The organism is Terrabacter sp. R4-6, assembly GCF_057529065.1.
This window is the reverse complement of sequence record NZ_CP197224.1, coordinates 89,266-107,004: the sequence shown is the minus strand read 5'-3', so window position 1 is coordinate 107,004 and position 17,739 is coordinate 89,266. Positions and strand designations below refer to the sequence as shown.

Here is a 17,739-nt window from a genome sequence, read left to right as displayed (position 1 = left end):
CGTGGAGCTGCGTGAGCGTGTCGCCGACCTGATGGGTCAGGCCCGATCCGACCTCGCCGAGCTGGTGGCGATCCCGTCGGTCGCCGACCCGCGACAGTACCCACCGGAGGAGTGCGCCCGTGCCGCCCGGTGGGTCCTCGACGCCTTCGTGGCGGTCGGCTTCGCCGATGCTCATCTGGCCGAGACCGCGGACGGGAGCCAGGCGGTCGTGGGGTCACGACCCTGCGGCGACCCCGACGCCGTCACGGTCCTGCTGTACGCCCACTACGACGTGCAGCCGCCGCTGGACGACGACGCGTGGCGCACCCCGCCGTTCGAGCTGACCGAAGTGGACGGCCGGTGGTACGGCCGCGGTACGGCCGACTGCAAGGGCAACATCGTCATGCACCTCACCGCCCTCCGGGCGCTCGGTGACGATGTGCCGGTGAACCTCAAGCTCGTCGTCGAGGGCTCGGAGGAGCAGGGGACCGGCGGCCTCGAGGACTTCGTGCCGAAGCACGCCGACCTGCTGCGCGCGGACGCCGTCCTCGTCTGTGACACGGGCAACGCAGCCGTCGGACGACCTGCTGCCACCGTGAGCCTGCGCGGCATGGTCAACGTGGTCGTCACCGTCGACGCGCTTGTCTCGGAGATCCACTCGGGCATGTTCGGTGGGGCTGCTCCGGACGCCCTCGCGGCGCTCGTCGCGATGCTCGCCGGACTGCGTGACGCCGAGGGCAACACGACGGTCTCCGGTCTCGAGAACAGCCAGGAGTGGTCTGGGGCCGTCTACCCCGAGGACCAGTTCCGCAGCGACGCCGGCGTCGTCGAGGGCGCGTCGCTCCTGGGCAACGGCAGCGTGTCCGACATGCTCTGGGCGCGGCCGTCGCTGACGGTCCTGGGCATCGACTGCCCGCCCGTCGTCGGGTCTGCAGCGGCCATCGTGCCCCGGGCCCGGGCCCGACTCAACCTGCGCATCCCTCCGGGAACGGACCCTGCCGTGGCCGAGAGGGCGTTGACGGACCACCTCGTCGCCGCTGCTCCCTGGGGCGTGCACGTGTCCGTCGAGACGGAGGCGACGGGCTCGCCCTTCTCGGCCCGGACCGACGGGCCCGCCTACCGCGCCATCGCCTCGGCCATGGAGGAGGCCTTCGGTACCCCGATGGTGAGCCTGGGCCAGGGCGGCTCGATCCCGCTGTGCAACGTCTTCGCCGAGACCTACCCCGAGGCCGAGCTCATCCTCATGGGGGTCGAAGAGCCACTCGCGCTCATCCACGCTCCGAACGAGAGCGTGCACCCGCAGGAGATCGCGGACATGGCCCTGGCCGAGGCCCTCTTCCTCCAACGCCTGACGCGCTGAACCGCGCGCGACGACGTCGCCTCAGGCGCTCTTCGTGGCTGCATCCACCGCCACGGCTCCGGTCGCCGTGGTGCGCAGTGTCATCGCGGTGGAGGCAGCAGCGGCCGCCGAGTCGTGGATTGTGCCCGTGGCGGCTTGGTGGCGTCCCATGAGGACAGCCATGAGCACCCCGGCGAGGCTGAAACCGGCCATCACCCAGGAGGTGGTCGCCAGACCCGAGGCCAGGGCATCGGCTGGAGGACGTCCCTCGGTGGTGCGGTCCGCGATGACGGCTCCGTAGATCGTCGCCGCCAGCGCGGTGGCAACCGCCGCCCCGACGTAGCGCGCCATGTTGGAGACACCGGATGCCGATCCGACCTGCTTCTCCGGGACGCACGCCGTCGATGCCGACGACGCGGGCCCGTTGGACAGGCCCATCCCCACGGCGACGGCGATGAGGGGGAGCAGGAAGGCGCGGTAGGCCCAGTCCGCGTCCACGAACCCGATCGCCGCGAACCCGATGGCCGTGAGGAGGAAGCCCACGGCGACCACCTGGCGGCCGCCGAGGCGTGCCGTGAGCTTCGGCACGGCAGCGGCGATGGCGACGAGCCCGATGGTCGCCGGCAGGGTCGCGAGACCCGCCTGCAAGGTGCTGAATCCCAACGCGTGCGGGTCCTGGAAATAGAGGCTGAGGAGGTACATCAGGGCATTGATCGTGCCGGCACCGATCAGGATGGCGATCGTGGACCCGACGAGGACGCGGTTGCGGAGCAGGCCGAGGTCGAGCATCGGGACGGACACGCGCCGCTCGACAGCGACGAACGCGAAGCCGGCCACCACGCCGACGGCGACGCAGGCCAGCGTCGCCACGGACCCCCAACCCCAGTCGCCGCCCTTGCTCAGCGCGAGGATCAGCGGGGCGAGGGTCAGTGCGATGAGCAGCGACCCGGCGTAGTCGATCGACCGCGACCGGGTCGTGTCACGCGACTCCGAGACCTTGCGCGCCGTGATGAGGATGCAGACGACGGCGATCACGGCGTCGACCCAGAAGAGTCCCTGCCAGCCCATGACCGAGACGAGCACCCCACCCATGAGCGGGCCGGCCGCGGCGCCCACGGCCGCGGCGGCGCCCCAGAGGGAGACGGCACGCAGCTGGGCCTGTCCGTCGTTCGCCACGGACAGGAGGCTGAGACCGCAGGCGAGGATGGTGGCACCGGCGGCACCCTGGACGACGCGGCCGGCGATGACGGCGCCTCCGGACGACGAGAGGGCGATGAGGATGCAGGAGACCACGAAGAGCATCAGGCCCAGCTGGAAGACGCGCTTGCGGCCGAAGACGTCGCCGAGCGAGCCGGACGTCACGATGACGGCGGCACCGACGAGCGAGTAGCCGGTGACAGCCCACTGCAGTGTCGTCACGTCCATGCCGGTGTCGGCGCTGATGGCCGGCAGGAGGATGCTGACGGCCGAGGTGTTGGCGTTCACCACGAAGGTCGACAGGCAGGTGGCGGCCAGCACCCCACCCGCGCGCGCCGCGGTCTGTGCTGCCGCCTGCCCCGAACTCCCGGACCCAGCCGGCGAACTCGCTCCGGTCATGGTTGCGCTCCCTCCGCCACGCACACGCGCCTCTCGCGCCCCTCGAATCTAGGACGCGAACCGCGTGGGAGAGTCACCCGTAGAGGATGACTCTGACGACCGTCGCCGCTGCCACGCTGGTGACGTGACCAGCGATGCGGACCCCGCGGCCGCGGGCCCAGCCACACCCGCTGCGCGCGTGCGGTCGGTGCGCCGCCGCTGGTGGTCGCGCGTCGCGGAGATCGCCCAGAGCCACCTCGCGCCGCTCGGTCCCGCGGTGGACCCCGAGCCCGAGGACTTCGACGCGCCACCCCCCGAGGCCGTCCTCGACCTGCTCCGCCATCTCGGCGTCGTCATGTCCCGTGCCGGCGACGCGACGGAGCGTGTGACCCAGATCCTCGAGGAGGTGGCGGAGGTGTACGCCGCCACGGGTGTGACGTTCTTCGTCGTGCCCACAGGTGTGTTCGTGCGCATCGACACGGGTGACTCCAGCCGGATGGACTTCGAGGCCGGCAGCAGCGTGCCGCTCCGGCTCGACCAGGTCGACGCGCTGTACCGGCTCATCGACGACATCCGCCACGGCTCCGTGGACGCCGGGGTCGCGCGCGATCGCCTCGACGCGCTGGTGGCCTCGCGGCCACGCTTCGGCGGGGGTGTGTCGATCCTCGCCAGCGGCGTCCTCACGGTCGGCCTCGGTCTCATGCTCAACCCCACGGCCAGCGCCCTGCCGGCGTTCCTGGTCATCGGCTTCCTCGTCGGTGGCCTTCGCTGGTGGGCCGACCGCGAGCCGATGCTCTCGCTCGTCCTTCCCGTCGTGACGGCGACGGTGGTCACGGCCATCGTGTTCCAGTGGGTGGCTCCGGCCCTCGACTCGCCGCCCCTCGAGATCGTCATCCCCGCACTCGTGACCTTCCTCCCCGGTGCGGCCCTCACGATGGCGACCGTCGAGCTGTCGACGGGAGACATGCTGGCCGGCTCCGCCCGCCTGGTCTACGGGCTCGAGCGGCTGCTCGTGCTGACTTTCGGTATCGCGATGGGGGCCGAGCTCGCCGGCCTCCCGCCCACCGTGGGCCACGCGCCGGAGTCCCTCGGGGCATGGGCGCCCTGGGTGGGTGTGCTCGTCTTCGGGGCCGGACAGTTCGTCGCCTCGTCCGCGCCGCGCCGCACCCTCGGATGGCTGCTCGTGGTGCTCTACGTCGCCTACGGGGTCCAGGCGCTGTCGGGGCGTGCCCTCGGGACCCTCGGCGCGAGCTTCCTGGCCGCGGCCGTCGTGCTGCCCGTGTGCTATGCCATCCAGAGCCGGCGAAGCGGTCCTCCGGTGCCGGTGACCTTCCTGCCCACGTTCTGGATGCTCGTGCCCGGGGCGCTCGGCCTCCAGGGGGTGGCGCGCATCGTCGGGGTCGACCAGGCCGCCGGGCTCGGCGACTTCGTCAACGCCCTGCTGAGCATCGTGGCCATCGCCGTCGGGGTGGTCGTCGGCTCCGGCCTCTCGGAGCGGATCGGTCGCGCCACGTCCACCTGGCGCGGGATCTAGGCCGACACGTCCCGTGACACGGAGCGTCACCGGCGAGGCGCCGGTGCCCCGCCCGGAGACCCGTACGTGGTCTGCCCGCCGACCGACCGGCGCACCGCCAGGGGCTCGGCCGCGGGCTGGGTCTCGACCGTCGGACCAGTGCGCTGTGCCCAGTCCCCGTACCGCTGCGCCCAGGGACCCGCGGTCAGGCCGTGCAGCACGACGCTGAGGAGCACGGTCGTGGCGACGGCGCCGATGACGGTCTGGACCCCGGGGTCGGCTGCGCCCAGGGTCTCGTAGGTGATGAGCGCGAAGACGACGGAAGCGAGCCCACGCGGACCGAACCAGCCCAGGAAGAGCACGGTGCGTCCTCGCAGCCCCGTGCCCACGAGGCACAAGGCGACGGGAAGCATCCGCAGGGCGGTCAGTGAGAGCGCCGCGTAGAGCAGGCTCTGCCACCGCACCATCCAGTCGAGGTGCTGGGCGACCGTGATCCCGAAGAGCAGCCACACGGCGAACCCGAGGAGCGCGGAGAGCCGGTCGGTCATCTCGAGGCCGGCGTGCGTGTGCCTCGAGTCCGTCTGGGCGGCCGCGTATGCCGTCCCGGCCACGAAAGCTGCGACGAACCCGTTGCCGCCGACCTCGACGGCGCTGTAGTACGCGAGCACGGGCACCGAGAGCGTCGCGACGGGCAGCAGCGCCGACTCCGCCCACCCGGCCCTGCGCGAGCGCTCGATGAGCCGTCCGGACGCATACCCCGCCGCGATGCCGAGCAGAGCCCCGACCGCGAGCTCGCGCAGGGCATCGACGAGGGCGTCCTCGGGTGTCGCTCCGGCGGCGGCCGCGACGGCGAAGAGGACCACCGGAGTGGCCATCCCGTCGTTGAGCCCGCTCTCCACGTTGAGGATGCGGCGCACCCGCACCGGCACGACCGGGTTGAGCACGGTGGCGGCGCCGAGTCCGGCGTCCGTGGGTGCGAGCGTCGCCGCCAGCAGCAGCGCCAGCCAGGCGCTGGACCCGGGGAAGACTCCCCGGGCCAGCAGGTAGCCGACCCCGATCGTGAGCGGGAGTCCGATGAGGAGCAGCCGGCCGGTGAAGACCGAGTCACCACGCACCTCGCGCGGCTGAAGCTGAGCGGCGTCGTGGAAGAGGGTGAGCGCCAGCGTCACCTCGGCAATCGTGCGACTCGTCTCGGCTTCCGCCTCGGTCGCGCCCGTCAGGAGGAGGCCGACGCCGATGCCGGACGCGACGAAGACGATGGGACCCGTCAGGTGCGCCCGGCCGACGCGGGCCGACTGGGTCACGAAGACGACGACCAGCAGGGCGAAGACCGCGACGACCCCCGTCATTGCCGGCCGCCGTGGCCTACCCGGACCCGGCCCCGGCGCCCTCGGCGAGGCGCTCGAGCAGCAGGGCCTGGGCCACGATCATCTTCTCGATCTCGCCCGGGTCGACGCTCTCGTCCGAGGCGTGGATCCGCGCGGCCGCCACGTCCTCCGGTCCCCACAGCACGAACTCCGCGCCGGGAGCGGCCCCCTCGAGCGTGCGGAGAAGTGGGATGGACCCGCCGCACCCCGCTTCTCCGGCAGGCCGGCCGAACGCCTCGGCCAAGGCGTCGCGCGCCGCGGCATACCCCGGCCCGTCCGTCTTGCAGAGGAAGGGGGGCGCCGCCTTGGTGCGCTGCACCTCGACCTTGGCGCCCCAGGGGGCGTGCGTCTCGAGGTGAGCCACGAGGGCGTCGAGCTCGGCCTCCGGCTCGGACCCCGGCACGATGCGCATCGAGATCTTGGCCCGGGCCTCTGGGATCAGCACGTTGGACGAGGTCGCGATGTTCGTCATGTCGACACCGATGGCGTTGACGGACGGGCGAGCCCACAGCCGCCCACCGATGGGGCCGCTGCCCGTCAGCTCGACTCCCTCGAGCACGTCGGCGCTCGACCGCAGGTCGTCCTCGGTGAGGTCGGCCCCGTCCCAGACCGTCTCCGAGACGCCGTCGATCGCGACGTTCCCCTCGTCGTCGTGCAGCGTCGAGAGGAGCCGGGCGAGCGCCATCATGGCGTCGGGGGCCGGCCCACCGAACACCCCGGAGTGCAGAGGGTGTTCGAGGGTGCGCACCGTGACGACGCAGGCGACGTCTCCGCGCAGCGCCGTGGTCAGGGCCGGTTCGCCGACACGGAGGTTGCCCATGTCGCAGATGACGAAGAGGTCGCAGGCGAAGAGCTCCGGGTGGGCCTCGACGAAGGCCTCGAGGTTGCTCTCCGTCTCCTCCATGCCCTCGAGGATCAGCTTGACCGTGCACGGTGGCTTCCCGTCGAAGACCCGAAGCGTGCCGAGGTGGCTGACGAGCCCGCTGATGTCGTCGGCGGCACCCCGGCCGTAGATGCGGCCGTCGTCCTTGTGGGTCGCGGTCCACGGGTCGCTCGTCCACCCCTGCTCGGGCGGGGCGGGCTGGACGTCGTAGTGGGCGTAGAGCACCACGACCGGCGAGCCCTCCGGCCCCTCGATCTCGGCATAGATCGGCGGGTACCCGGATGGCACCTCCATGAGCTCGGCGTTGGTGAAGCCGACGTCACGGAACATCTGCAACGTGGTGGCCCCCATCTGCTCCATGGGCTCCGAGGGGTACCCGGGGAAGGCGATCGACGGGATCGCCACCAGCTTCTCGAGGTCCTCGATGACCCCGGGCATGAGCGCCCGGGCCTTGTCGGCAATCTCGTTGGCCTGCATGGTCTCTCCTTCGTGGTGGTCAGTGGGCGCCGTCAGGCCGGGTCAGAAGAAGACCCCGCCGATCAGCGCGCCGACGGCGATCGTGACCACGGACATGACGAGCATCGGGACGAAGAAGCTGTGGTCGAGCAGCTTCGTGCCGAGCTTGGTCGTGCCCGTGAGGTCGAAGTTGGCGGCGGCGATCTGCGTGCCGTTCGCGGGCAGCGTGTAGACGCCGCTCAGGGCGCCGGCCCACATGCCCGTGACGACACCCGCCGGAAGACCCGCGGCGAGGCCGATGGGGACGATGGTCCGCGTCGCCGTCGACTGGCTCGTCGTCAGTGCAGCGACGAGGAAGACGGCGAGGGCGAAGATGAACTGCCAGCTCGTGACCCAGCCGCCGATGGTGCTGACGATGTAGTCCTCGTGGGCCGAGATGAAGGTGGCGGTGAGCCAGGCGATCCCGAACAGGGCGATCGCCGAGATCATGCCGGCCTTGAACACCGACTGGTCGGGGACGGTCTTCACCTCGGGGCGGCCGAGGAAGAGGATCGCGACCCCCACCACGAACATCACCATGACGATGGTCGTCGTCATGTCGATGGGGACGGCTGCCTCGCCCTCGGCGGCGAACGCCGGCCGCAGCTGCGGGAAGAGGCCGAAGACGACGATGAGGATGACGCCGGCGAGGAACGCGAGTGCGGAGTTGCGACCCTCCTTGGTGTAGGTCAACCTCGAGGAGGCCGACTCGCCCTCGACGGCCTGCTGGGGCGCGGCGAGCTCGCCGGAGGCGATCTTGGCCTGGACCTCGGGGTCGTCGTCGAGGTTCTTCCACATGCGGTTCACGACGAGCGAGGTGACGACGATCCCGATGACGCACGACGGGATGGTGATCGCGAGGATCTGGGTCAGCCCGAGGTTGTAGGGCGCCACCTCCGTGAGCGTCAGCATCGCGGCCATCGCCGCAGAGACGGGTGACGCGGCCAGGGCCATGCCCGACTGGACCACGGTCACCGTCAGTGGTCGCGCGGGTCGGATGTGGTTCTTGTAGGACACGTCGTAGATGACGGGCAGCAGCGGGTAGATGATGTTGCTCGTGCCGGCGCCGATGGAGAAGAGGAAGGCCGTGAGCGGGGCGATGAGGGTGATCTGCTTGGGTCGCTTCTCGATGACGCCGGCCGCGACGTAGACCATCCAGTCGATGCCGCCGGCGGCCTGCATCATCGCGGCTGAGGTGACCACGGCGAGGATGATCGCGAGGGCCGCTGCTGGCGGCTCGCCGGGCGGCTCGCGGAAGACGAAGACGAGCACGAAGGTGCCGAGGCCGCCCCAGAGGCCGACCCCCACGCCGCCTGCACGGGTTCCCATGACGATCGCCCCGAGCACCACGAGTGCCTCGAGCACGAAGCTGACGCTCATGTCGTTTCCTTCCTAGCGAGCGGCCCGGCCGGTCAACCGGTCGGGCACTGGGTGGCGAGGGACTCGTTGAGCTCCGCGTAGGCCGAGCTCACGTCCTTGAGCGACGACGTGAGCTGCGGTGCGGCGGCGGTGAACGCATCGTTGCCGGCAGCGGCGAGTGCCTGCCGGAAGGACTCCAGGTTCGCGCGCAGGGTGGAGACGGCGGAGTCGAACCGTCCCTCGGTCACGGCCTGGAACTGGGCGAGCCTCGCCAGAGCGGCATCGACCTTCGCGGAGAGGGCGTCGAGCTTCGCACCGTCGGGCTTGAGGCCGCGCATCTCCTCGACCGCCGACGTGAGGTTCTTGGCGTTGCTGCACAGGTCCTGCGTCGCCGGGGCGGTGGCGCACCCTCCCAGGACGAGGGTCGCCGACACGGCCACGGTTGCTGCCGTCCGGCCGAGGGTTCGGTGTCTCATGGCGCTCACTCCTTCGCTGGTCGGGTGACGATCGCAACGAGGATCTGGCACGCGAGCACCATGTCGTCGATGGCGATGTGCTCGGTCGTGGCGTGCTCGTCGACCATTCCGGTCGGCAGCGCCACACAGGGAATCCCCTTGGCGTTGAAGTAGTTTCCGTCGGTGCCGCCGCCGGACTTGCGGGGGGATACCTCGAGCCCGAGGGACCTGATCGCGGCGGCGGCCTCCCGGTAGGGGACGGCGTCCTCGGCGATCCGGTAGGTCTTGTAGATCTCCTCGGCGTCGAAGTCCACGGTGGCGCCGGCTGCCTCGGCCGCCCGCTCGCACGCGGTGCGCATCGCCGCCAGCTGTTCGTCGAGCTTGGCCTGGTCGTGGCTGCGCGCCATCCCCTCGAGCACGACGGTGTCGGGGATGATGTTGCGGGCTTCCCCGCCCTTGATGGTGCCGATGTTGGCGACGGTCTCCTCGTCGATGCGACCGAGCGGCATCGACGCGATGGCCTCCGCGGCCACGCGCACGGCACTGATCCCCTTCTCGGGCTCGACGCCGGCGTGCGCCTTGCGTCCGTGGAAGCTGATCGTCAGGTAGACCGAGGTGGGCGACCAGTACGTGATCGACCCCATGACCCCGGCGGTGTCGAGGACGAAGCCGTGCGTCGCGTCGAGTCGGCTCACGTCGAGGTGACGTGAGCCGACCAGACCGCGCTCCTCACCGACGGTCGACACGAACTCGATCGTCGGGAAGGACCAGTCGCGGTTGGCCTGCAGCAGCCTCAGCAGCTCGAGGCAACCGGCGATGCCGGACTTGTCGTCCGCCCCGAGGATCGTCGAGCCGTCGGTCCGGATCACCCCGTCCTCACCGATGACGGGGATGATCCCGCGGTCGGTGCCGGCCGTGTCCATGTGCGTCGACACGAGAATGGTGCCGGGCCGGGTGCCCGGGTAGACGGCGACGACGTTGCCGATGTCGTCTTTCGAGGTCGTGCAGCCCAGCTCCCGGTACCGGGCTTCGAGGATGGTGCCGATGGACTCCTCGTGACCGGTCGGGCTGTCCACCGCCACCAGCCCGAGGAACGTGGCGAGCAGGCGGTCGCGGTCGACGGACCCGGTGGGACGCAACGCCCCCGGGGCCGTCGGGGTCATGACAAGGCCCGCGTCTTGATCGCCGCGAACTCCTCCGCCGTGATCGCGCCGGAGTCGAGCAGGGACTTGGCCTGCGTCAGCTCCTCGACGGACGAGGACCGGGGCGCGGCGACGCTGCGGATGTAGTCCTCCTGCGCCGCCATCTGCTCGGCGTTGCGCTTCATGGTGCGTTCCGCCATTCCGCGACCGCGGACGATGACGTAGACCAGAGCCGAGATCAGCGGGAAGAGGATGAGCACGACGATCCACAGCGCCTTCGCGACGCCGCCCAGGGACTCGTCCCTGAAGAGGTCCCCGAAGATCTGGAACAGCATCATGAGGTACGCGACGAAGAAGAAGGACCAGACGAGCAGCCAGAAGAAGCTCCAGAAGTCCATGGTGATGACCGCCCTTTCCGTGCCGCCGGCTGCGGCGGCGTAGGTGTGCATTGACCTGCTGTCGAGCCCTACGTTCATCCTCCGGACCGGGAGCAGCATCGCTCTCCGAGAGCGAGATGGGAGATAGGTCAGCGGATGGGGCCGGGGGGGTCGGGGGCGCCCGGTTCGGCGACGAGCCGAGTGGAGGTCACCTCGAGCCCGAGCGCGGTGAGCGCGGAGAGCACGCCGACGAGCTCCTGGCTGTCGTGGACGTGGATGCTCAGCGTGGTGGACGTCCCGTCGCTGTCTGCCCAGACGGCATACGGCCACACGTCGCGCTCGTCGACGTCACCGGCAACGACAACGACAGCGCGCATGTCGGCCACCTCTCCAGTCGGGGGTCCCGTCACCTCTCCGTCGAAGCCTGTCGCGGCGAGGGGCGACGCGCGTCATCCGATGAGGTGGAGATGACGATCGGCGGCCGCGTCTCGAGCCGATCTAGTAGAGGTCGAGGTCGGCGGCGCGACGGATGGCTGCGCGTCGGCTGCCGACGCCGAGCTTCTGGTAGATGTGCGCGATGTGCGTCTTCGTCGTGTGCAGCGAGATGAACTCGGCCTCGGCGATCTCGGCATTGGTGAGGTTGGTGGCGAGGTACTGCAGGATGACCCGCTCCCGGTCCGTGAGGCGCTCGCCCCAGCCGGGGACGCCGTGTTCGTGCTCCCTCGCCAGGCGCGCCAGCACCTGCGTCAGCGCCGCCGGATGACTCGTCCCGTGGCGCAGGTGGGCCTTGAGCAGGTCGGCCATCCGTTTGCCGCCGGCGAGGAAGGGTCCGTAGAGCTGGTCGGGCTCGGCCGCCGCGAGCGCGAGCTCGAGCGACGCGTGGGCATCGGTCCTGCCCAGGATCGAGCGAGCCTCCGCCTCGATACAGCGCGAGAGGCACCTGACCTGCACGAACGTGCTGTTGGTCGGCACCCTTCCGAGCTCGACGAGCGCGGCGGCGGCTTCTCCGGCACGCAACAGCACCCTCGCACGGTGAGCGGAAGCGAGGCGGTACTCCGGCTCGGGTGCGGGCGACGACGCCAGCGCGACGGCCTCACGCGTCCGGCCTTCGGCGATGAGGGCGAGCCCCTCCAGCCCGGCCAGCATCGAGGGCCACCACGGCGGGACCGGTGCCGACGCGCTCATGGCGGCGATCTCCGACATGCTGGCTCGAGCGGCCTTGACGTCGCCGAGTGACAGGCACGTCTTCGCGTGGAAGTTCAGGGTGAGGCCGCGCAGCTCCGCGTCGAAGGGCACCATCATCGACAGGCTGCGCTCCAGCTGGGCCCGCGCCTGGGCCAGGTTGCCCCTCCAGTAGTCCAGCCAGCCGAGGTAGGAGACGGCAGGAGCGAGCGTCACGAGCCCGACCCAGCCACGCTCGGCTGCCCGGGCCAGCACGTCGACCGCGAGATCGTGCACCTCGGTCAGCCGACCCTCGGCGATCGCGGGGATGCAGGACTCGGCCAGCGTCGTCAGCTCGAGGGCCACCAGACCGGTGTCGTGCGCGGTGGCGGCCGACGCCCGCAGCATCTCCAGCGGCAGCTCGAGATCGCTCTGGAGGCGCGCCTCGCCCATGCCGACGAAGGCCTGCACCGATGCCTGGATCGCTGCGTCAGGCACCCGGAGATCGTGGGCCAGCCGCTCCAGGAGAGCCTCACCGGTGTCCACGGCTTTCCGCAGCCCCTGGTCGTGGCCGGTGAGGAAGAGGTCGACGAGAGCGGTGCGCTGCTCGAAGCGCTCCTTCGTCGGCGCAGGCAACGATGCCGTCGTCGTCCGGGCCGCGGCGACCTCGGCGCGCGCGGCGTCGAGCCTGCCGCCGCGCACGAGGACCAGCGCCTTGACGAGGTGCACGTCGGGGTGGTCGGCAAGGTCATGCGGCAGGTGCTCGATCGCGTGCATGACCGCATCGACGCGGCCCTCGAGGAAGAGGGCCAGCCAGTGCTCCGAGAAGATCTGGGCGGCTTTCTCACTGTCGCCGGCAGCCATGGCGTGCCGCATCGCGGTCGGTGGCTCGAGGTGGACCCACCAGGCGGCGGCGGCGGCGTGCAGCTCGGCGGCGCGTTCGGGCTGATCCGTCGACAGGCGGCGCATGACGTGGGTGGCGAAGAGTGGGTGCCAGCTGAACCAGGGCTCGTCGGTGGACGCGGTACTGCGCGAGAGGAAGATGCCCTCGGACACGCACTGTTCGAGCAGCATCTCCGCGGTGGTCGTCCCCCGGATGCTGTCGATGAGTGACGGGCAGACGTGCTCGTCGAGACAGCTGTCGAGGACGAAGTCCCTCAGCTCGTCGGACAGGGACGCGAGCACCTCCGTCGCGAGGTAGTCGGCCAGTGCCTGGTCGCGGCGCAGCTCCGAGGGCAGGTTGCGGGGTCGGTCGACCTGGCGGGCCGCCAGCATCGCCATCCGCACCCCGGCCGGCCAGCCACCGGTCGCCTCGTGGATCGACGCGACGATCTCCGCATCGAGGTCCAGTCCGGACGACTTCACCGCCAGTGCGGTCTCGTCGGGGGTGAAGGCCAGATGGTCGTGGGCGAGGTACGACAGCCGGTCGTCGAGCCGGAGGCGCTGCAGGCGCAGGGGCGGCACGACGCGCGCGCCGATGAGGACGCGCATGTTGGCGGGCGCCCATCGGAGCAGGTGGTCGACCACGGCAGCCGAGGCCTTGGACCCCGTGAGGTGCTGCGCGTCGTCGAGGGCCAGGATCAGTGGCTCGGCCGTGTCGTAGAGGGCCTCGAGCAGCGAGTCGACGAGCGTGAGCGGCTCGGCCCGCATCGACGAGGTGCGCAGCGGGGCGATCGCCTCGGTGAGCTCGTCGATGCCGGTGAGGCTGGCCGCGGACAGGAGGTCTGACACGAGGCGGACCGGGTCACGGTCCGAGTCGTCGACGGTCAGCCAGAGTCCCGCGCCGCGGATCCGTTGTCGACCGACCGCCGACGCAAGGAGGGTCGACTTGCCGAACCCGGCCATCCCGGCCAGGACGGCGACGGGTCTGTGGTCCAGCAGAGGGACGAGTCGAGGGCGGTCGATGACCCCTGCCGAGGGCATGGGTGGGGTCATCCGAGCCTGGCGTGGACCGGGCATGAGGGGTTCCCTGTCTCCGAGAGGTCATCCCCGCTGGTGGATGCGGGGAATCACTGACTCTTCGAGAGTAGCCACGAGAGGACCCCATGAGCGACATTTGGCGTTTCTCGGAGGTGAGGTCACCATGCAGGTCTACGAGGTCGTCGTCGACGGAGAGCTGTCCGCGGACGTCGTCGACTCACTCGGTCCCATCCCGCGGCGGGACGTCAGCGGTGCCACCGTGCTCAGCGTCTCCATGGACGAGCCCGACGCCCTGGCGCGCGTGCTGGCCCTCCTCGAGACCCTGGGCATCGGGGTTACCGCCGTGCACCAGGTGGGGCGCTCAGGGGCGGGTCGCGACAGCCCTTCCCAGTGACGGCAGCTCGGGGTGGAGCAGCGGGCAAGTCATCCTCGCGGAGCGATGCAGCGACATGGTCGCACGACGAGTCTCGGTGTGTCAGTGGACAGTCGCCAAGGAGGAAGACATGAGTGTCAACGTCGACGTCGGACCGATCGACTACCTCGCGCTGGAGTTTCCCGGTGCCCGGCTCACGGGTGAGGGGATGGCGGAGCTGATCAGGCTCGTCGACGCCGGCGTCATCCGGGTCCTCGACATGAGAGGCCTCGTGCGCGATGCCGACGGGACCGTGACCGCGGTCGCCATCACGGACCTCGACGGGGACGGCACGCTCGACCTCGCGATCTTCGAGGGCATCGAGTCCGACCTGCTCGACGAGGAGGACCTCGCAGCAGCAGCAGACCTCGTGCAGCCCGGCAACGCGGTGGCGGTCCTCGTCTACGAGAACACGTGGGCCGGTCCCTTCGTCTCGGCCATGCGACGTGCCGGGGCCGAGGTGGTCGCCAGCGTCCGTCTCCCCGCCGACGCCGTCATCGCCCGGCTCGAGGCGCTCGAGGCCGCCGACAGCGACAGCGAGCAGGCCGAGTAGCGCAACCGCAGCCGTACCCGTCGGGCGACCCGACGCGCGCTGCCAGGACGAACCACAGACGAGAAGGAGGAGAACACGATGGGACTACTACGTGGGATGGCCCGCACGGCCGTCGTTGCCGGCACGGCGACGGCAGTGTCCAACCGGGTGTCACGACGTCAGGCCGGACGATGGGCGGCCCAGGAGGAGCAGCAGCAGCAGGCGCAGTATGACGCTCCGCCGCAGTATGCCGCTCCGCCACCCCCGCCACCCCCGCCACCCCCGCCTCCGCCGTCGGCGCCCGACCCGGACGCCGACCTCGCCCGACTGCAGCAGCTCGGGGAGCTGCGTGCGTCGGGAGTGCTCACCGAGCAGGAGTTCCAGGCCCAGAAGTCCCGGATCCTCGGTCTGTGACCACGCCCTGACGGGCCGAACCGTCCAATGGCCGACCGCGCACTCCCTCAGGGGTGCGCGGTCCGGCTGTTCGCGATGGTCGACGCCGTGGCGGCGAACGAGGTGGCGTGAACGATGCCCGTCAGGCCACGTGTGACGGCCGGACCGGTTCGAAGGGCCGGATCTCGTCGTCGCCGGGCTGGATGACGCCGCAGGACGACTCCGGCACCTCACGCCAGGCGCCCGGCAGGTCGCGGAGCGGCTCGGACACCACGAACCGTGTCTCGTCCCCGAACGACCTCAGCCTCTCCAGCTCCGGGTAGAGCTCCCGCAGCTGGGCGACGTTCGTGGAGTGGAAGAGGGTCCGGCTCTGGTGCTGCGAGGAGTAGCGGAAGGCCCAGACGCGCTCACCGTCGCTCGTGGCCATCGTGGCCTGGACGGGGTTGCTCATGCCGCGGCGCTCGGCAAGGTCCTCGACGAAGCCGACGGCTCGGGCGACCGCACCGATCGGGTCGTCCTGCAGGCCGAAGGTCAGGGCGAGGAAGAAGAGCGCCTCGGAGTCGGTCGAGCCCTCGACGTCGGGGTAGAGCGAGGGGTCGATCGCGAACATCAGGTCGCGCTTGAGCTCGTGGAAGCCGAAGACGGCGCCGTTGTGCATCCACAGCCACGTGTCGTGGCGGAAGGGGTGGCAGTTGCTCCGTTGCACCGGGGTCCCGGTGGAGGCCCGCACGTGCGCGAACATCAGCCGCGTGCGCACCTGCGCGGTGAGCTCACGGAGGTTCTCGTCGTTCCACGCAGGGTCGACGCTCTTGAAGACCGCGGGTCTGGGGCCGTCGCCGTACCAGCCGATCCCGAACCCGTCCCCGTTCGTCGTCGTGGCGCCCATCCGCGAGTGGAGGCTCTGCTCGATGAGCGAGTGCTCCGGCTTGAAGAGCAGGTCCTCGGCGAGGATCGGGTCACCTGAGTACACCATCCAGCGGCACATACCTCCATGGAACGCGCGCACCCCCGCCACAGGCATCACTCCCCGGGGATGACGGCCTCCGAGAGGGGACGATGGTGGCATCGCCCGCGGGGGTACGCACTCGTCGGACCGTCGCAGCGCCACCTCTCCAGCACCCGCGAGAACCAGGAGTGACCAGCCTTGATCTTCATCACCGCGAAGTTCCCCGTGAAGCCCGAGCACGCCGACGACTGGCCCGAGATCTCCCGGGCCTTCACCGAGGCCACCCGCGCCGAGGACGGGTGCCTGTGGTTCGACTGGTCGCGCAGCCTCGACGAGCCGACGGAGTACGTCCTCGTCGAGGCCTTCCGTGACGACGCCGCCGGCGGCGCCCACGTGCAGAGCGACCACTTCCGCGAGGCCACCTCGAGCCTGCCCGCCTACCTCTCCGCCACACCGAGGATCGTCAACGCGACCGTCGACGGGACGCAGTGGTCAGAGCTCGGCGAGATGGCTGTCGACAAGTAGCCGAACGGCCACTCCGAGAGCGGGTTTCGGCGCATTTCGCCAACCGGCCGACCGTCCGCTATTGTCTACCTCGCACCCACGGAGCCCCGGCTCCGAGGGCCTGGCAGGCGGACGTAGCTCAGTTGGTAGAGCGCAACCTTGCCAAGGTTGAGGTCGCCGGTTCGAGCCCGGTCGTCCGCTCCGCTGGAAGGGCCCGTCGACTCGCGTCGACGGGCCCCCTCCGCACGTCCGGGGGCGTATGCCGTCCGGCCGGCTCATGCGCGGCCTCGCCGGTCCGCGCCCCGACCGAACCCCCGAGCGGGCCCCTGACCGAGCCCCCGACAGAGCCCCGACAGAGCCCGTCCGGACCTCCCGGTCCGTAGGCTGTCGCCCATGGCTGCGTCGAGCAAGGCCCCCGCCGTGGAGATCGAGGTCGGCGACCACACCGTGCGCCTGTCGAGCCCCGACCGCGTCTACTTCTCCGAGCGCGGCGAGACCAAGCGCGACCTCGTCGACTACTACCTCTCCGTCGGGCCGGGCATCGTCAACGCGCTGCGTGAGCGGCCGTGCATGCTGCACCGCTTCCCCAAGGGCGTCGACGGGCCCAAGGTGCACCAGAAGCGGCTGCCGGCCGGTGCCCCGCCGTGGGTCGAGACCGTCCGGCTGCACTTCCCGCGCTACGGCCTGCACGCCGACGAGCTCTGCGTCATCCGCCTGGCCGACGTCATCTGGGCGGTCCAGATGTCGACGGTCGAGTTCCACCCGTGGAACAGCCGTCGCGCCGACACCGAGAGCCCCGACGAGTGGCGCATCGACCTCGACCCGATGCCCGAGTGCGGGTTCGAGAAGGTGCGGCGCGCCGCGGCCACGACCCACGAGATCCTCGACGAGCTCGGCGCCGTCGGCTGGCCCAAGACCTCGGGCGGGTCCGGTCTGCACGTCTACGTCCGGATCGCGCCCGACTGGGGCTTCAAGGACGTGCGCCGCGGCGCGCTGGCCTTCGCCCGCGAGGTCGAGCGGCGGCTGCCCGACGACGTGACGACGACGTGGTGGCGCAAGGACCGCTCGCCGAAGGACCTCTTCGTCGACTACAACCAGAACGCGCGTGACCACACCATCGCCGCTGCCTACAGCGTCCGCGGCAACCCGCGGGGCACCGTCTCCGCACCTCTGGCGTGGGACGAGATCGCCGACGCCGAGCCGCAGGACTTCACCATCGCCACGATGCCCGAGCGCTTCGCCCGACTCGGTGACCTGCACGCCGGCATCGACGACGCCGTCTTCGACTTCAGCACGCTCGTCGAGTGGGCCGACCGCGACGAGCGCGACGGCAAGGACGTGCCGCCCGAGCCCGACGACGAGGCCTCCTCGTGACGGCGGCCGCGCC

17 protein-coding genes and 1 tRNA gene are annotated in these 17,739 nt (G+C 70.8%); 8 read left to right on the top strand and 10 right to left on the bottom strand.

Translation table 11 applies throughout. The annotated features are described in order from the left end of the window. Position 1: 1 nt before the first annotated feature. Positions 2-1,339: a M20/M25/M40 family metallo-hydrolase gene (locus tag ACSSS0_RS00500; RefSeq protein ID WP_487229643.1), complete on the top strand. Its 1,338-nt coding sequence runs from the start codon at positions 2-4 to the stop codon at positions 1,337-1,339. Between the two features lie 21 nt (positions 1,340-1,360). Here the strand turns inward: ACSSS0_RS00500 and ACSSS0_RS00495 are convergent, their stop codons facing one another. Then, the gene (locus ACSSS0_RS00495; protein ID WP_487229642.1) at positions 1,361-2,914 is read right to left on the bottom strand and encodes an MFS transporter; all 1,554 of its coding nucleotides are present in this window, start codon (positions 2,912-2,914) and stop codon (positions 1,361-1,363) included. 124 nt (positions 2,915-3,038) lie between these two features. Between ACSSS0_RS00495 and ACSSS0_RS00490 the strand changes: the two genes are divergently transcribed. Then, on the top strand, positions 3,039-4,427 hold the full coding sequence (locus ACSSS0_RS00490) for a threonine/serine exporter family protein (protein WP_487229641.1): 1,389 nt from the start codon (positions 3,039-3,041) through the stop codon (positions 4,425-4,427). Between the two features lie 26 nt (positions 4,428-4,453). On the opposite strand, the gene ACSSS0_RS00485 is transcribed toward ACSSS0_RS00490, so the two are convergent. From ACSSS0_RS00485 to ACSSS0_RS00450, 8 genes are all read right to left on the bottom strand, one after another. Further along, positions 4,454-5,755 (bottom strand): cation:proton antiporter, encoded by a 1,302-nt coding sequence (locus tag ACSSS0_RS00485; RefSeq protein ID WP_487229640.1) that lies wholly within the window; start codon positions 5,753-5,755, stop codon positions 4,454-4,456. Between the two features lie 16 nt (positions 5,756-5,771). After that, positions 5,772-7,133, bottom strand: coding sequence for a M20/M25/M40 family metallo-hydrolase (locus ACSSS0_RS00480; protein ID WP_487229639.1), 1,362 nt, complete (start codon positions 7,131-7,133; stop codon positions 5,772-5,774). Positions 7,134-7,175: 42 nt separating this feature from the next. Next, positions 7,176-8,531, bottom strand: coding sequence for an anaerobic C4-dicarboxylate transporter family protein (locus tag ACSSS0_RS00475; protein ID WP_487229638.1), 1,356 nt, complete (start codon positions 8,529-8,531; stop codon positions 7,176-7,178). Positions 8,532-8,563: 32 nt separating this feature from the next. Further along, positions 8,564-8,986 carry a hypothetical protein gene (locus tag ACSSS0_RS00470; RefSeq protein WP_487229637.1) on the bottom strand — a complete coding sequence of 141 codons (423 nt, stop codon included), beginning with the start codon at positions 8,984-8,986 and terminating at the stop codon, positions 8,564-8,566. A 5-nt stretch (positions 8,987-8,991) separates the two neighbouring features. Further along, the gene (locus ACSSS0_RS00465; protein ID WP_487229636.1) at positions 8,992-10,128 is read right to left on the bottom strand and encodes a M20/M25/M40 family metallo-hydrolase; all 1,137 of its coding nucleotides are present in this window, start codon (positions 10,126-10,128) and stop codon (positions 8,992-8,994) included. Then, positions 10,125-10,556, bottom strand: coding sequence for an SHOCT domain-containing protein (locus tag ACSSS0_RS00460; RefSeq protein WP_487229635.1), 432 nt, complete (start codon positions 10,554-10,556; stop codon positions 10,125-10,127). The genes ACSSS0_RS00465 and ACSSS0_RS00460 overlap by 4 nt, the downstream gene beginning before the upstream one ends. Before the next feature lie 77 nt (positions 10,557-10,633). Further along, positions 10,634-10,861 carry a hypothetical protein gene (locus tag ACSSS0_RS00455; protein ID WP_487229634.1) on the bottom strand — a complete coding sequence of 76 codons (228 nt, stop codon included), beginning with the start codon at positions 10,859-10,861 and terminating at the stop codon, positions 10,634-10,636. 121 nt (positions 10,862-10,982) lie between these two features. Then, complete coding sequence (locus tag ACSSS0_RS00450) at positions 10,983-13,568, bottom strand: winged helix-turn-helix domain-containing protein (RefSeq protein WP_487229633.1); 2,586 nt, start codon at positions 13,566-13,568, stop codon at positions 10,983-10,985. 160 nt (positions 13,569-13,728) lie between these two features. Between ACSSS0_RS00450 and ACSSS0_RS00445 the strand changes: the two genes are divergently transcribed. From ACSSS0_RS00445 to ACSSS0_RS00435, 3 genes are all read left to right on the top strand, one after another. Then, positions 13,729-13,959 carry a hypothetical protein gene (locus ACSSS0_RS00445; RefSeq protein ID WP_487229632.1) on the top strand — a complete coding sequence of 77 codons (231 nt, stop codon included), beginning with the start codon at positions 13,729-13,731 and terminating at the stop codon, positions 13,957-13,959. Between the two features lie 109 nt (positions 13,960-14,068). Next, positions 14,069-14,530, top strand: coding sequence for a DUF6325 family protein (locus ACSSS0_RS00440; protein WP_487229631.1), 462 nt, complete (start codon positions 14,069-14,071; stop codon positions 14,528-14,530). 78 nt (positions 14,531-14,608) lie between these two features. After that, positions 14,609-14,923 carry an SHOCT domain-containing protein gene (locus ACSSS0_RS00435; RefSeq protein WP_487229630.1) on the top strand — a complete coding sequence of 105 codons (315 nt, stop codon included), beginning with the start codon at positions 14,609-14,611 and terminating at the stop codon, positions 14,921-14,923. Between the two features lie 121 nt (positions 14,924-15,044). Here the strand turns inward: ACSSS0_RS00435 and ACSSS0_RS00430 are convergent, their stop codons facing one another. Continuing rightward, positions 15,045-15,875, bottom strand: coding sequence for a class II glutamine amidotransferase (locus ACSSS0_RS00430; protein ID WP_487229629.1), 831 nt, complete (start codon positions 15,873-15,875; stop codon positions 15,045-15,047). 171 nt (positions 15,876-16,046) lie between these two features. On the opposite strand from ACSSS0_RS00430, the gene ACSSS0_RS00425 reads away from it, so the two are divergent. The 3 genes from ACSSS0_RS00425 to ligD all read left to right on the top strand — a co-directional run bounded on the left by ACSSS0_RS00425 (position 16,047) and on the right by ligD (position 17,726). Next, positions 16,047-16,373: a putative quinol monooxygenase gene (locus ACSSS0_RS00425; protein WP_487229628.1), complete on the top strand. Its 327-nt coding sequence runs from the start codon at positions 16,047-16,049 to the stop codon at positions 16,371-16,373. 107 nt (positions 16,374-16,480) lie between these two features. Further along, positions 16,481-16,553: transfer RNA gene (locus tag ACSSS0_RS00420), tRNA-Gly, on the top strand. A 192-nt stretch (positions 16,554-16,745) separates the two neighbouring features. Further along, positions 16,746-17,726 carry a non-homologous end-joining DNA ligase gene (gene ligD, locus ACSSS0_RS00415; protein ID WP_487229627.1) on the top strand — a complete coding sequence of 327 codons (981 nt, stop codon included), beginning with the start codon at positions 16,746-16,748 and terminating at the stop codon, positions 17,724-17,726. Positions 17,727-17,739: the final 13 nt, after the last annotated feature.

Coding starts and splice junctions, on each gene's coding strand:
- ACSSS0_RS00430 (WP_487229629.1), bottom strand. CDS start 15,875: ATGGTGTACTCAGGTGACCCGATCCTCGCCGAGGACCTGCTCTTCAAG.
- ligD (WP_487229627.1), top strand. CDS start 16,746: ATGGCTGCGTCGAGCAAGGCCCCCGCCGTGGAGATCGAGGTCGGCGAC.
- ACSSS0_RS00475 (WP_487229638.1), bottom strand. CDS start 8,531: ATGAGCGTCAGCTTCGTGCTCGAGGCACTCGTGGTGCTCGGGGCGATC.
- ACSSS0_RS00440 (WP_487229631.1), top strand. CDS start 14,069: ATGAGTGTCAACGTCGACGTCGGACCGATCGACTACCTCGCGCTGGAG.
- ACSSS0_RS00480 (WP_487229639.1), bottom strand. CDS start 7,133: ATGCAGGCCAACGAGATTGCCGACAAGGCCCGGGCGCTCATGCCCGGG.
- ACSSS0_RS00435 (WP_487229630.1), top strand. CDS start 14,609: ATGGGACTACTACGTGGGATGGCCCGCACGGCCGTCGTTGCCGGCACG.
- ACSSS0_RS00495 (WP_487229642.1), bottom strand. CDS start 2,914: ATGACCGGAGCGAGTTCGCCGGCTGGGTCCGGGAGTTCGGGGCAGGCG.
- ACSSS0_RS00485 (WP_487229640.1), bottom strand. CDS start 5,755: ATGACGGGGGTCGTCGCGGTCTTCGCCCTGCTGGTCGTCGTCTTCGTG.
- ACSSS0_RS00450 (WP_487229633.1), bottom strand. CDS start 13,568: ATGCCCTCGGCAGGGGTCATCGACCGCCCTCGACTCGTCCCTCTGCTG.
- ACSSS0_RS00460 (WP_487229635.1), bottom strand. CDS start 10,556: ATGCACACCTACGCCGCCGCAGCCGGCGGCACGGAAAGGGCGGTCATC.
- ACSSS0_RS00470 (WP_487229637.1), bottom strand. CDS start 8,986: ATGAGACACCGAACCCTCGGCCGGACGGCAGCAACCGTGGCCGTGTCG.
- ACSSS0_RS00465 (WP_487229636.1), bottom strand. CDS start 10,128: ATGACCCCGACGGCCCCGGGGGCGTTGCGTCCCACCGGGTCCGTCGAC.
- ACSSS0_RS00445 (WP_487229632.1), top strand. CDS start 13,729: ATGCAGGTCTACGAGGTCGTCGTCGACGGAGAGCTGTCCGCGGACGTC.
- ACSSS0_RS00455 (WP_487229634.1), bottom strand. CDS start 10,861: ATGCGCGCTGTCGTTGTCGTTGCCGGTGACGTCGACGAGCGCGACGTG.